The 13,900-nt window shown below is 55.2% G+C and carries 13 protein-coding genes; 10 read left to right on the forward strand and 3 right to left on the reverse strand.

The window, feature by feature from the left end; all coding sequences use genetic code 11:
• Positions 1–314 precede the first annotated feature (314 nt).
• The 4 genes from HED22_RS00005 to HED22_RS00020 all read left to right on the forward strand — a co-directional run bounded on the left by HED22_RS00005 (position 315) and on the right by HED22_RS00020 (position 2,954).
• Positions 315–614: a DUF2282 domain-containing protein gene (locus HED22_RS00005; protein ID WP_167717709.1), complete on the forward strand. Its 300-nt coding sequence runs from the start codon at positions 315–317 to the stop codon at positions 612–614.
• 135 nt (positions 615–749) lie between these two features.
• Positions 750–1,643, forward strand: coding sequence for a DUF692 family multinuclear iron-containing protein (locus HED22_RS00010; protein WP_167717710.1), 894 nt, complete (start codon positions 750–752; stop codon positions 1,641–1,643).
• The gene (locus tag HED22_RS00015) at positions 1,640–2,434 is read left to right on the forward strand and encodes a DUF2063 domain-containing protein (RefSeq protein WP_167717711.1); all 795 of its coding nucleotides are present in this window, start codon (positions 1,640–1,642) and stop codon (positions 2,432–2,434) included. The genes HED22_RS00010 and HED22_RS00015 overlap by 4 nt, the downstream gene beginning before the upstream one ends.
• Positions 2,421–2,954, forward strand: a complete 534-nt coding sequence (locus HED22_RS00020) for a DoxX family protein (protein WP_167717712.1) — start codon at positions 2,421–2,423, stop codon at positions 2,952–2,954. Before HED22_RS00015 ends, HED22_RS00020 begins: the two co-directional genes overlap by 14 nt.
• A 6-nt stretch (positions 2,955–2,960) precedes the next feature.
• On the opposite strand, the gene HED22_RS00025 is transcribed toward HED22_RS00020, so the two are convergent.
• The gene (locus tag HED22_RS00025; RefSeq protein ID WP_167717713.1) at positions 2,961–3,563 is read right to left on the reverse strand and encodes a LysE family translocator; all 603 of its coding nucleotides are present in this window, start codon (positions 3,561–3,563) and stop codon (positions 2,961–2,963) included.
• A gap of 119 nt (positions 3,564–3,682) precedes the next feature.
• On the opposite strand from HED22_RS00025, the gene HED22_RS00030 reads away from it, so the two are divergent.
• Positions 3,683–4,648, forward strand: coding sequence for an AraC family transcriptional regulator (locus tag HED22_RS00030; protein WP_167717714.1), 966 nt, complete (start codon positions 3,683–3,685; stop codon positions 4,646–4,648).
• A gap of 10 nt (positions 4,649–4,658) precedes the next feature.
• On the opposite strand, the gene HED22_RS00035 is transcribed toward HED22_RS00030, so the two are convergent.
• Positions 4,659–5,384 carry a GntR family transcriptional regulator gene (locus tag HED22_RS00035; protein ID WP_167717715.1) on the reverse strand — a complete coding sequence of 242 codons (726 nt, stop codon included), beginning with the start codon at positions 5,382–5,384 and terminating at the stop codon, positions 4,659–4,661.
• Positions 5,385–5,685: 301 nt separating this feature from the next.
• Between HED22_RS00035 and HED22_RS00040 the strand changes: the two genes are divergently transcribed.
• The 3 genes from HED22_RS00040 (at position 5,686) to HED22_RS00050 (ending at position 10,031) form a co-directional block, all read left to right on the forward strand.
• Complete coding sequence (locus HED22_RS00040; protein ID WP_167717716.1) at positions 5,686–7,275, forward strand: gamma-glutamyltransferase family protein; 1,590 nt, start codon at positions 5,686–5,688, stop codon at positions 7,273–7,275.
• 156 nt (positions 7,276–7,431) lie between these two features.
• On the forward strand, positions 7,432–8,007 hold the full coding sequence (locus HED22_RS00045; RefSeq protein ID WP_175581071.1) for a LemA family protein: 576 nt from the start codon (positions 7,432–7,434) through the stop codon (positions 8,005–8,007).
• Positions 8,008–8,057: 50 nt separating this feature from the next.
• On the forward strand, positions 8,058–10,031 hold the full coding sequence (locus HED22_RS00050) for a DUF2207 domain-containing protein (protein WP_167717717.1): 1,974 nt from the start codon (positions 8,058–8,060) through the stop codon (positions 10,029–10,031).
• A gap of 53 nt (positions 10,032–10,084) precedes the next feature.
• Here HED22_RS00050 and HED22_RS00055 read toward each other — a convergent pair whose 3' ends face one another.
• Positions 10,085–11,107 (reverse strand): aldose epimerase family protein, encoded by a 1,023-nt coding sequence (locus HED22_RS00055; RefSeq protein ID WP_167717718.1) that lies wholly within the window; start codon positions 11,105–11,107, stop codon positions 10,085–10,087.
• A 189-nt stretch (positions 11,108–11,296) separates the two neighbouring features.
• Here HED22_RS00055 and HED22_RS00060 point away from each other — a divergent pair, with 189 nt between their 5' ends.
• Both HED22_RS00060 and HED22_RS00065 read left to right on the forward strand, forming a co-directional pair.
• On the forward strand, positions 11,297–12,247 hold the full coding sequence (locus tag HED22_RS00060; RefSeq protein WP_368484452.1) for an ABC transporter substrate-binding protein: 951 nt from the start codon (positions 11,297–11,299) through the stop codon (positions 12,245–12,247).
• 146 nt (positions 12,248–12,393) lie between these two features.
• Entirely contained in the window at positions 12,394–13,890 is a 1,497-nt protein-coding gene (locus HED22_RS00065; RefSeq protein ID WP_167717719.1) for a sugar ABC transporter ATP-binding protein, read from the forward strand.
• Positions 13,891–13,900: the final 10 nt, after the last annotated feature.

Below are 13,900 nucleotides of genomic sequence, written 5' to 3' on the forward strand. Positions count from 1 at the left end.
GAAACCAGCCTGCGCCGATGGTACTTTGTCTTAAGGCACGGGAGAGTAGGTCACCGCCGGGCCTTCCAAATACAGCACATCATATTCCCTATCATCACACGACATTCAGAAACCCTCGACCTTAACCGGTCGGGGGTTTTGTCGTTTCTGGTCCAAGTGTCGCTGTTCACGCAAGCGTGAGGAGACGTGCGAAATGTCTCACGTCTCTTTGACTGCGCGTGTGCGAATGGTGCAGTGACGAAAATACACATCGCCCTTACGGTTAAACCATCACATGGATGTGGTGTTCCGACTTTAACCGAAGGGAAAAGACGATGAAAAAAGCTATGGTTCTGGGTGCAGCATTGAGTGCTGCTGTTTCGATGGCGGCCGTCAATCAGGCTGCTGCAGATGGTGCCAAGGAAAAATGCTTTGGTGTGTCTCTGGCCGGTCAGAATGACTGCGCAGCAGGCCCGGGCACGACCTGTGCCGGTACGTCGACTGTTGATTATCAGGGCAATGCCTGGAAGCTGGTTCCGGCTGGTACCTGCGAAGATATGAGCTTCACAACGGCTGATGGCCGTGAAGTCATGGGCAGCCTTGAAGAGCTGGATCGCGATATCCCGCAGGGCTAACACTCCCGACAAGTTCCAAAGCCTATCAAGCGTCCCAACGGGCGGTCAGCACCGATTTGCATGTCTGCAGATGTCTCCCCCTGTCCCGATGTGCTGACCGTCCGCCCGCGCTATGATTGATTGAGAGTTCCCGATATGAAAACGCTGACACAGCTTCCTGATCGCAAGCTTCCGGCTCGTGAGCTTCCCAGGCGGGCGGGTGTCGGCTTCAAGGCCGAGCACGCGCAAGATATCTTTGGTTCAAAGCCAGCTGTGGACTGGTTTGAAATCCATCCGGAAAACTACATGGTTGCCGGTGGTCCGCGTCTTGCCATGCTTGAAGAGCTCTCTGCACAGTATCCAATCTCGATGCATGGGGTCGGATTGTCGCTTGGTGGTGGGGAACCTTTAAACAAAAACCATCTGGCCGACCTTAAACGGTTGGTTGACCGGTTTAATCCCGCCATGGTGTCAGAACATATTGCATGGTCAGCCCATGAGGGGCTTTATATGGCCGATCTGCTGCCAACGCCGATGACGCAAACCTCGCTGGTGCAGTTGGTCGATGCGATCAATACTGTGCAGGATTTCATCGGGCGGCGGATCCTGATTGAAAACCCGACTTCCTATGTATCGCTGCCGCAAAATTCGATCCCCGAACTTGAGTTTATCAGCGAAGCCGCGGAGCGCAGCGGCTGTGGTTTGTTGATCGATGTAAACAATGTTTACATATCGGCGCATAATCTGGGCTTTGAGGCCAATGCCTTTATTGATGCGGTTCCCGGCGATCTGGTCGGTGAAATTCATCTGGCCGGGCATGAGCGCGATGCCAATCCCGACGACAACGTTCTGATCGATACCCATTCACGCCCCGTGGCCGATCCGGTCTGGGATTTGTTTGATCGTCTGATTGCTCGTATCGGGCGGCGTCCGACCCTGATTGAATGGGATAATGACGTGCCGGGCTGGGATGTGCTGGCCCATGAGGCCGCCCTTGCTGATCGCCATCTAGGTAATGCCGTGGCTGAAAAGTTCGAGGCTGCGTCATGACGGAGCTTAAATCCTTTTATGACGGCTTTGCCGACGCACTGCGCGCACCGGAACCCGATGCTGTGCCAAGCAGTGTCGCAGAAGGATATGCGCACCGCTTTGCGATTTACCGCAACAATGTTCATCGGGGTTTGTACGACGCGCTGGGTGCCGCTTACCCGACCGTGCGCAAGCTGGTGGGCGACGGCTTTTTTGATCGCCTTGCGCAGGGCTTTGTTCAATCCGAAACCGCGCGTGCAGGATCGCTTGCCCTTTATGGGGAAGGCTTTGCCGCGTTTCTGGCAGGTCATCCGATCCGCGAAAGCCTGCCGTATCTGGCCGACATCGCGCGGCTTGAGCGTGCCCGGCTTGAAGTCAGCACATCTGCCGATGCCAAGCCGCTTGTGGCTGGGGATCTGGAAGGTCTTGAAGACCAGCTTGAAAAGATGATTTTGCGAGCCCATCCGGCGTGTCAGGTGATTGCATCGGACTCCCCGATCTTTGCAATCTGGACGGCCCAGAACCCGGTGGAAGGCGCACAGAGCGGCAAAACCAGCATCGTGCAGCGCCCTGAAACCGTTCTGGTCACGCGGCCTTACATGCAGGTCGATATGCACCTTCTGACAGTCGGACAGACCGTGTTCTTTACCGCACTGACGCAAGACGGGCTCGATCTTGGCAGAGCCTGCACGGAAGCCCTTCAGGCTGATGCCAATTTTGATGTCATTGCGAGCTTTGCCGAATTTTTAACAATGGGCGCCTTCGATGCGCACTTTGATATCCCGAGAGGAAACGGGCATGATGATGAGTAACGTAGTGGGCGGTTTTGCCCGTCTTGAAATGAAGATGGACGCCCTTGGCGGGCGCGAATATGTCGCACTTGGCAGTCGCGGGCTTTTTGTTCTTTTGCTGCTGCCCTATTACTTCAACAGCGCGCTGACCAAAATCGATGGCTTTGGCCTGAGTGCCGGGGCGTTTGCACAGATATTGCCGCCGGTTGCCGAACAGTATCTTTATGATACGTCAGCCATTCCGTTCTTCCCGTGGCATCTGATCGTCTGGGCCGGAACCATTGGCGAGTTCGTCTTGCCGATCCTGATTGTTGCCGGCTTGTTTACCCGTCTGGCGGCCCTTGGCATGATCGGCTTTGTCGTCGTGCAAACCGTGGTTGACGTGGCGTTTCATGGCGCTGCCCTTGGCATGCTTGGCAATGGCCTGCCCAACGAGCTGATTGATCAGCGCCTGCTTTGGGTGTCGGTTCTGGTTGCGATGATCTTTGCTGGTGGCGGCAAGCTGTCGCTGGATCGGCTTCTGTCGCACCGACAGGCCTGAGGGTTGTTATATCGGTAGCAACATCGGCACCATTGATGCCACCAACAGTGCGGCCATGATGATGTTAAAGATGCGGGTTCGGTTGCCTTGGCTGATGAACGATCGCATGGCCGCGCCAAACATCGCCCAACTTGAAATCGACGGGATATTGACGAGCGCAAAGACCGCGATCATCGCCAAAAGCCCCGGGACCCCCGCAGACGGGACGGTGTAGGTAACTGTCACGATCAGGGCGACGGTCCATGCCTTTGGATTGAGGAGCTGCAACATCGCAGCCTGAACAAATCCGATGGGTTTTGCTGTTGCCTGATCATGGCCTTCAAGCGATCTGATTTGCGATATCTTGTAGGCAAGCCACAGGATATAGGCAAAGCAGATGATGCGCAGGATGTCCTGAGCCATCGGAAAGCGTTGCAAAATCTCGCCCAGTCCCAAGCCAACCACGAACACCATCGAAAGAAAACCACTGCTGATGCCAAGGATCAGCGGGATGGTGCGGGCGATGCCAAAATTGGCACCGGATGCCAGCAGCAGGAAGTTACCTGGGCCGGGCGAAACTGACATGACAAAGGCAAAGCCGATCAGGGCTGTAAGGTTTTCCGGGCTCATGATCAATTCTATCCATCTGGTGACGCGATCTGGCGATCATTGATCATTCCCGGGCGTGCGTCTTTGCGCTAAGCTGTCAATAAATTATCAGATCGTTCCAAATCGCTTTGATGGATAAGATGCAGCAAGATGTGCTAAGCGACGTGTGTGCCGGGTTGCGGTTGCGCAGTGATCTTTATTTCACTGCAGAACTGGCCGATGAATTCAGTGTTGATATTCCGGCCGATGGTGCACGCATCCGCTTTCATCTGGTTTTGGCCGGTGGTTGCAAGCTCCTGCTTTCCGAAGACGCACCGGCAATTGATCTTTGCGAAGGTGATCTTGTGCTGGTGCCAAATGGCCGTGGGCACATCCTGTGTGATACACCGGAAACAAGCACGGTACCGCTCGCTGATGCGATGGCGGCCGGATTTGATCCGGTGGCCGGGATGTTGCGCAATCAAGTCGATGGTGGGTGCGATGTGCGTTTGTTGTGCGGGTTTTGCGCCTTTGACGATGACTATCGCCATCCGGGTTTTGGCCTGATGGATGATCACGTGATCCTGCGCGCAGATGACGCCCAAAGTGATTCCGGCGGGACCGCGCAATCATCCATCGTTGCGATGATCCAAACGCTTGCACAAACGGCCGAACCGGGTTGGCGCAGTGCCTTGGCACGCCTGATGGAGGTGCTTGTGATTTCGCTGATGGCGGCGCAACTGAAACGTTCCGACATGCCGCAAGGCTTCCTTGCCGGATTGGCCGATGCCAAAATCGCGCGTGCGCTATCATGTATGCATGGTCAACCGGACCGTGACTGGACTGCTGAATTGCTGGCCAAACAGGCGGGTATGTCACGCACCCGTTTTGTCTTGCGTTTTGGCGAGTGCGTCGGGATTGCACCGATGCAATATCTGCAAAACTGGCGTATGGGCCGGGCCAAGGCGCTTTTGCGCGATACCAACCTATCGATGGATGAGATCGCCTTGCGGTGCGGCTATCAATCGATGCCGGCATTTTCCCGGCGCTTCAAGGCGCAATACGGGGAAGGGCCGGGCGCATTTCGGCGCGGATTGCGAAAGCCGCTGGCTGCCCAACAATACTGACCTTTAAACCCTATTTTGCAGCGGCTTGGTCGTTTTGGGCGGACACATCGCGCAGGCTTGTGAGGTATTCCTGACTGATTTCGTGGACTGCCATGATATGGGCATAGAGTAAGTCTTCGGTCGCCTTGATGTCAGCGCGCAGGATGGCATCGACAATGCCCTGATGTTCGGCATGCGATGCGGCAAGCCGTGACAGGCTCTGGAATTGCACCCGACGAAACGGGGCGACGCGCCGCCGCACCGAGAGGGTCACATCGACCAGCACGTCATTATGCGTACCGCGATAAATCGCATTGTGAAACGACCGGTTGAGCGCTTCATATCCCCCGGAATTGCCAAGGCGCACAGTTTCGGACAGTTCATTGTGAATGCGTTCGAGGTTATAGCGCTCCCCGCTTGTCATGCGCTCGGCTGCCAGTCTGCCGCACATGCCTTCGAGCTCAGCCATGCTTTCAAACATCGCGGTCAGCCGTTCGGGGGTGGCGATCGAGACATAAACGCCTTTATTGGGGATTTTTTCCGCCAGTTCGGTCGCGGTCAGCATCTGAAGGGCTTCGCGAACCGGTGTGCGTGAAACCCCAAAACGTTTGGCCAGAAGCGGCTCTTCAAGACGTTTGCCCGGTGGCAGGGCACCGCTGACAATATCGTCTTCCAGCGCCTGACAAAGTTGCTGGGCAATGCCAACGGCATCACTGGTGTCATGTGGTATTGCAAACGACTGGCGATGCTCAATCATCTGTTCATCCGACCCTTCTTGCGAGGTTCTCTTGGTGTTTTCTAGGCGTTTCCTGGCGAGACATATACACCAGATGAGGCAAAATATCCAACAGTGGTGATTTATTTATCCGGGCATATCGGTTTTGGACTGTTGAGCGTCTTTGTTGGGTAGCTTGACTTAGTAAGACGAGGCGTTGCCTTTGGTAGAAAGACGAAATGGTTTTCGGTTTGCTTTCTACAATGTGAAAAGTCTGCCGCGAAACGGCAAAACAGCGCTATGAAAGTTATGCAATCTGAAATGGCAGGGAGGCCAACGGACAATGCTACGTTCAAGAACCGCAGTTGGGGGCATGGTCACCGCCCCGCATCATCTGGCATCTGAGGCCGGGCGTGACATCCTGCGCGAAGGCGGCAACGCGGTTGAGGCGATTATTGCTGCGGCTGCGACCATTGCGATTGTCTATCCGCACATGAACGCGATTGGCGGCGATGGTTTCTGGCTGATTTCCGAACCCGGTAAAGACCCGATTGCCATTCGCGCTTGCGGCGGTGCGGCCGGGCTTGCGACACCAGACTTCTACCGCGAACAGGGCAAGGCCGCGATCCCGGCCCGTGGCCCGTTGGCGGCCCTGACGGTGGCAGGCGCAATTGGCGGCTGGATCAAGGCGGCAGAGGTGGCACACACGCTTGGTGGCAAGATACCCCACAGCCGCCTGATGGCCGATGCGGTCCATCACGCCAAAACCGGCGTACCGGTCACCACCTCACAGGCGGCCCTGACCGCGACCAAAATGGCAGAACTCAAAGACTCTCCGGGCTATGTTGAAACCTATGCCGCCAATGGTATCCCTGCGATCGGCGACGTGCTCTCCCAACCGGCCCTTGGCGCCACGCTTGAACATCTTGGTCGTGCCGGATTTGATGATTTTTATCGCGGCGATACCGCGCAGACCAATGCGCGCGGGCTTGAGGCGGCCGGAAGCCCGCTTCGCCTGTCGGATTTTGAAGCCTATCACGCCAAAACCATGACACCGCTGTCGGTCAAACTTTCAAGCGGGACAGTGTTTAACATGGTGCCGCCGACCCAAGGTGTCGCGTCGCTGATGATCCTTGGTCTGTATGACCGTTTGGGGCTGGGGGCGGCAAAGCCTGACGGCTTTGATCATATCCATGGCTTGGTCGAGGCGACCAAACGCGCGTTTCTGAAACGTGATGCCCATATCGGGGACCCGGACCGCATGCGCATTGATCCAATGGCGTTGCTGTCTGATGAGATGCTCGATGCCGAGGCCGCCAAAATCGATATGAAAACCGCTTTGCCGTGGCCGCATGTGGCAAAGCCCGGCGATACCATCTGGATGGGTGCGGTCGATGCCAATGGCGTTGCGGTCAGTTATATCCAAAGCATCTTTTGGGAATTCGGTTCCGGCGTCGTGGTCCCGGAAACCGGTGTGCTGTGGCAAAATCGCGGCTCAAGCTTTACGCTCCATGATGGCCCCAATCAGTTGGGACCGGGCCGCTTGCCGTTCCACACCCTCAACCCGGCCTTGGCAAAGCTGAATGACGGATCGGTGCTGACATATGGCACCATGGGCGGCGAGGGACAGCCACAAACCCAGTCTGCCATCTTCACCCGCCATGTCCTTTCTGGGCAGGACCTGCAAGAAGCGGTGAGCGCTCCGCGCTGGTTGCTGGGCAAAACCTGGGGTGATGACACCACAACCCTTAAACTCGAAAACCGTTTTGACCCTGCCCTGATCGAACAACTGAAATCAGCCGGTCACACCGTCGAACGCGTCGGCCCCTATGAAGACATGATGGGCCATGCGGGCGGCATCCGCTTGCGCAAGGATGGCGTCATGGAAGGCGCCTCTGATCCACGGGCGGATGGTTCTGTTGCGGCGCTGTAAAATCTACTGAAGTCATTATTTTCAAAGCGCTGCAAGTGCGCCTGTTCAAAAGCTGAATGAGCTAAATAGTTGCTTTGTAAATTGGTTTTGCTACCTTTGTTTTTGTGGCTCTGTGCCTCGTAAGCAACAGAGCAGTTTGGCAAAGGAAGTGATGCCTTGAGTGTTGCAGTTATAGTTCTGGTTGTTGTCTTTGTATTCCTCTTGGTTCTGCTTGGTTACGGGGTCAGTTTGTATAACCGACTGGTATCCCTGCGGCAGGCCGTTCAGGAAGGCTGGAGCGGTATCGACGTTCAACTGAAACGTCGTAGCAATCTGGTGCCGAACTTAGTAGAGACAGTCAAAGGTTACGCCGCACACGAGAAAGAGTTGTTCGAGGAAGTGGCAGAACTTCGTGCCAAAACATCGGCAGCCGGGTCCGAAAACGCGCAACAGCGACAGGAACTTGAAGGGCAGCTATCGACCGCATTGATGCGTATTTTTGCGGTTTCCGAGGCCTATCCGGAACTGCGGGCCGATGAGACGTTTATTGAATTGCAGAGCGCGCTTTCGGAGCTGGAAAACAAGATCCAAATGGCGCGGCGTTATTATAACGGCACTGTGCGCGAGATGAATGTCGCGGTGCAATCCTTTCCCAGCAATTTTGTCGCAGGCAGTTTCGGCTTTGTCGAGAGCAGTTATTACGAGGTCGAGCATGCGATTGAACGCCAGAAGCCCAGCGTGAAGTTCGATTAATGCTCATTCATCGGAAAGGTGTGGAGTCACGGCAGCGCGCGCACCTCTCAATGCGCGGTGCCTGGCTCATCCTTGCTGTGTGGCTAATTGCCATCTTTTTGTCGGGGCAAGCCGCAGCTCAACGCTATTCAGAGCGCATTACTGAATTCACCGTTAATATCGTGGTGGGCCAAAACGGATCAATTACTGTTCGCGAAGACATTTCGGTTTATGCCAATGGTGCGCAGATTAAGCGTGGCATTTATCGCGATATTCCGTTGGTCGTTGCCTTGCCATCGGGTTTCTATCAGGTCAGCGAGATCGAGATCAGCCGAGTGTTTCTTGATGGTCGTGATGTGGCTTATAAAACCGAAACGATCGGCCGTGATTTACGCGTCTATATCGGCGAGCCAGATCAGTTGCTTTCGTCTGGAGATCATACATTCACCCTGATCTATCGGATGAAGGATCAAGTGTCGTTTGGTGATGGCATCGACGAGCTATATTGGAACGTCACGGGCAATCGCTGGCAATTCACCATTGATAAAGCCCGCGCCACCATTCATTTGCCGGACGATGCGGTTCGGACCGGTTTTGCGGCCTATACCGGATATGAACGTGAACGCGGCGCGCAGTTTCGTGTGCCCAAACCCGATAACGGCAATGTCTTTACAGTCGAAACCACCGAAAAACTGGTGCCGGGCAAGGGGCTGACATTTGCTGTGTCATGGCCGGCCGGTCATGTTGTGCGGCCAGAAGGCGCGATCAATCTGGACCAGTTGATGCGCGACAATATTGGCATTGTCATCGGCTTTGGGATTTGGCTTTTGCTGGTAGGTTATCTCATTTGGGCATGGTCCGGGTTTGGCAAAGATCCTGCTGGCCCCGCTGTTATACCGCGGTTTGAGCCGCCAGAAGGCATGTCTGCAGCCAAGGTGGGGTTCTTGTGGCGTAATGCATCGGCCGGGCGAACCTATGCTAGTCGGGCCTTTGCCGTTGTCCTGACCAGTCTTGCCGTGAAAAAGCGTCTGTCGATCAGTGTCACCGGGCATGAGGAATATGTTCTGGGCAAATTGTCGGGCAAGATTGATGACCTTTGCGATGATGAGCAAACCGTTTTCAATTCTCTGTTCCGCGAAGCAGGTGTTTCCGAAATCACCATTGGCAACGAATATCGCCAGGAAGTGCAAAGTGCCCATAACTGGTTGGCCAAAATCTATGCACCAACCAATCGCGACACGCATTTCATCCGAAATGACCGCGCCTGGCGGATCGGATGGGTGATCGGCACATTGTCATTGCTGGCTGTGGTGTTGCTTGATCCGTCGATTGCTGCGCACGACGCAGAAAGCTATGTCGGGGCGTTGGTTGGCTGTGTGATCTTTTCGGCCGGCTTCATGATGGTGTTCAATGTCCTGCGTCGTTTCTGGTCGGGTATGTCAGCCGGGGACGGCTGGTATGTCCGGCTGATCCGCGTGCTGTTGATAGGTGCTGGTTTCATGGTGCCGTTTTTCGGGGTTGCGGTGATCGTGGCCGGGGTAATGTCACCGGTTGCGATCGGGGTTGCGGCATTGCCGGTTCTAACCTGTGCGCTGTTTGGCATCTGGCTTGAAGTTCCCAATACGGCGTTTCTGACGGTTCGCGCCGAAATCGAAGGTTATCGCCGCTATCTGACCATGGCCGAGGAAGACCGACTTAATTTTGCCAGCCGCGAAATGGGCGATGCCATTGCCTTTTTTGAAAAGCATTTGCCCTTTGCCATGGCCCTTGATGCCGAACAGGTCTGGACCGAACGGTTCGAAGCCTTTTTGAAATCACGCGCTTCGACCGATCCAAATGCGGCGCAATCCTATGATCCGGCATGGTATCGCGACAGCCGGCGCGGTTGGCGCGGTCTTGGTGATTTCGGATCGCGCAGTGCAGGGCGGCTTGGTGCGGCGGCAGTATCGCACGGGGCGCCATCAATACCTTCGACTGGCTTTGCATCGCGGGGGGGCGGTTTTTCCGGGGGCGGTCGTGGCGGTGGCGGTGGGGGCGGTTGGTAATAACAAACGCGCGCCGTATCCAAATCTCATCGCACTGATGCTGCCTTGCTGCTTCAGGAAAACTCCCACTCAATCACATGCCGATACGTCTCGCCGGGTTTGAGCCATGGGCTGGGGAAGTCTTCGCGGTTCGGGCTGTTGGGGTAAGTTTGGGGTTCAAGTGCGATGCCGCCTGACGGGTGCAGGGACACGCCGTTTTCGGTTTTCATCGCCTCGTTGAAATGCTGCGAGAGATAGAATTGCAGACCGGCCTCGGTCGAAAACAGTTTGATCGACCGGTTGCTGTCAGGGGCTGACAGGGTCGCGATCTGGCGCAGGTCGCCGCGGGCGCCGGTCAGGCAGAAATTATGATCATATCCCTGTTTGGCGTTTGGCAGGTTGGCGGAAATTTTGGCGGGTTTCTGGAAATTATATCCGGTTCCGGCCACATTTTGCGCCGGGCCATCCGGGATGAGTTTGTCATCCACCGGAAGCCACTGATCAGCATTGATCTGCAGGACGTGATCAGCGGCACTTTGGTCAAACTTGCCTCTCAGGTTCCAATAAGCGTGGCTGGTCATGTTGACCGGGCAGGGCTGATCGCAGGTGGCGGTGATTTCAAGTCTGATGCGATCATCGGCAACCAATGAATAGGTGGCCTGCGCGGTCATTGTGCCGGGATATCCTTGGTCGCCATCGGGCGAGGTCAGCTCGAACGTGACGCTGCGGTCTGTCTGATCAGAGATCGTCCAAACACGCCGGTCAAAACCATCCGGTCCGCCATGCAGGTGGGTTTCCCCTTCGTTGGCGGCAAGCTGAACCATCTTACCATTCTGGTCGGGAAAACGTGCAGCTTCGATGCGATTGGCATAGCGCCCGCACACCGCCCCGATATAGCTGTCCTGATCCAGATAGGCAGCATCATCTGCCAGATTAACCGCAATACTGGTTTCGTTTCCGTCCTCTGGGTCTTTCAAATAGACCTCGCAAAGACGGGCGCCAAGCGCAGAAACCAACACGCGAATCTGAGGGCTCTCTAATGCAGCGCGCGGGGCATTTTCACCCTTTTTAAGTGCAGCAATTTTGGGTTTTGCCATTTTTAGTGTCGCCGTTGTTTGTGGTGTTTGGTTGCCGCCAAGGTATTGATTTTCGTTGGTTTCGTCTAGGTTTTATGTCTCTTGGCGCGATCACTCTAAAGGATGAGACACTATATGGTTGAGGGCTTAGAAATCATATTGTAATACTATATGGCTTTTAAGCAATAAGCCACTCTTAGGGAGGAAATCGTGGTAAGTTTTAAGAAGTTGGCAGTATCGACTGCTGCAATGGGTGTTGCTCTTGGTCTTTCGGTTGCCGCACAGGCCGAGATGATGATCGGTTTCTCGCAGATCGGTTCAGAAAGTGGCTGGCGTACGTCTGAGACGGCGTCGATCAAAGCCGAAGCTGAACGTCGTGGCATCGATCTCAAATTCTCCGACGCACAGCAGAAACAGGAAAACCAGATCAAGGCAGTCCGTTCCTTCATCGCGCAGGGTGTGGACGGCATTCTTCTGGCACCGGTTGTTGAAACCGGTTGGGATCAGGTTCTCAAGGAAGCAAAAGACGCTGGCATTCCGGTCGTTCTCGTTGACCGTGGCGTTGATGCAAGCGAAGACCTGTATCTGACGAAAGTGGCTTCTGACTTCGTGGTTGAAGGCGCACTTGCTGCTGCTTGGCTGGCAGCAGAAACCAACGGCGTTTGCGACGTTGTTGAGCTGCAGGGAACCGTTGGTTCGTCTGCTGCCAATGACCGTAAAGAAGGCTTTGAGTCGGTGATTTCGAACTTCCCGGCGCTTAGCATCATTCGTTCGCAGTCTGGTGACTTCACCCGTTCCGGCGGCAAGGAAGTCATGGAAAGCTTCCTGAAAGCTGAAAACGGCGGCAAGGACATCTGTGCGGTCTATGCGCATAACGATGACATGGCACTCGGTGCTGTTCAGGCCATCAAGGAAGCCGGTCTTAATCCGGGTGAAGACATGCTGATCGTTTCGATCGATGCGGTTCCGGATATCTTCAAGGCGATGGCCGATGGTGATACCAACGCAACCATCGAACTGAACCCGCATCTTGGTGCTCCGTCCTTTGATGCGATCAAGGCATCCATGAACGGTGAAGAAGTTCCGAAATGGATCAAGGCAAATGGCCCGCTCTATCTTCCGGACACTGCTGCTGAAGAATACAAAATGCGTAGCAAATAACCTCTGAGTGTCTTTGTGGGCATCGCGCTCACGAAACCTGAGGACCGCTTCTCATGATATTGGACGTGCTCCGGCAAATGCCGGGGTGCGTCCGGTTGTATCCGCAGCAAAAGACTTCAAAGACAGTACAGGGAGAGGGGCAGGATATGTCAAACACAGTACTTTCAGTGCGCGGTGCGGGGAAATTCTTTCCCGGCGTCAAGGCGCTGGAGGATGTGGATTTTGACCTTGAACGCGGCGAAATTCACGCCCTTCTGGGCGAAAACGGGGCGGGTAAATCCACCCTGATCAAAGTTATTACCGGGGTGCATCCCCGCGATGCCGGTACGGTGTCACTCGACGGACAGGAAATCCATCCGCAGCATCCGGGAGATGCGCAGGAACTGGGTATTTCAACGGTCTATCAGGAAGTCAATCTGGTCCCGACAATGTCGGTGGCCGAAAACCTGATGCTCGAACGTCAGAGCCTGAAATTCGGCCTGATTTCATGGAAAAAGACCGAGGCCCATGCCAAGCAAGCACTTGAAATCCTTGGGCTTGATATTGATGTCAATCGGCCTTTGGGATCCTATTCGGTCGCCATTCAACAACTGATCGCGATTGCGCGTGCAGTGGCGCTTGATGCCAAGGTGCTCATTCTCGATGAGCCGACCGCATCGCTTGACGGTGATGAAATCAAAACCCTTTTCCGGATCATGGGCGAATTGCGTGACAAGGGATTGGGTATTGTTTTTGTCACCCACTTCCTGGATCAGGTTTACACCGTGACCGACCGTATTACGGTGCTGCGCAATGGCCGGTTGGTTGGCACATTTGTCACCAAGGAACTGGCGCAGATTGACCTGATCAATCACATGCTGGGGCGTGAACTGGCCGAAGTCAGTGCCCATCGTCATCAGGACGAGGGCAGCTATGACGGCCCGGAACGCCAGATCCAGATCAAAAATCTTGGCAAAAAGCGTGTGCTGGAGCCGGTTTCACTCGACCTTAAAGCGGGCGAAATCGTTGGTTTGGCCGGATTGCTGGGATCAGGGCGGACGGAGCTTTCCGAACTGGTGTTTGGCACGCAAAAGGCTGACAGCGGCTTGGTGTTCCTTGATGGTGAACCGGTCATGCTGCGTTCCCCGCGTCATGCGATCCGGGCTGGTTTCGGGTTGTGCCCCGAAGACCGCAAACAGGATGGTATTGTTGCCGAGCTGAGTGTGCGCGAGAATATCGTGCTCGCCCTTCAGGGGCGGCGTGGTTGGTTGCGACCGATCCCGCGCGCCGAGCAACAGCAATTTGCCGATGACATGATCAAGGCACTCGGCATCGCCACGCCCGACAGCGAAAAACCCGTCGGGCAACTGAGTGGTGGCAACCAGCAAAAGGTCATTCTGGCACGCTGGCTGGTGTCCAAGCCGATCCTGCTTATTCTTGATGAACCGACGCGCGGCATTGATGTCGGTGCGCACGCCGATATCATCAAGCTGATCAAGGAGCTGTGTGACGAGGGGCTGGCCCTTCTGGTCGCATCCAGTGAACTTGAAGAAATCGTCGCCTTTGCCGATCGTGTTGCCGTGATGCGGGATCGTGAAAAGGTTTCTGAACTGGTCGGTGCGGAAATCACCCAAGACAGCATCATCGAGGCGATTGCGCGATGACCAGTTTGCA

It is taken from the genome of Thalassospira sp. HF15 (genome assembly GCF_011806525.1).
Lineage (GTDB): Bacteria > Pseudomonadota > Alphaproteobacteria > Rhodospirillales > Thalassospiraceae > Thalassospira.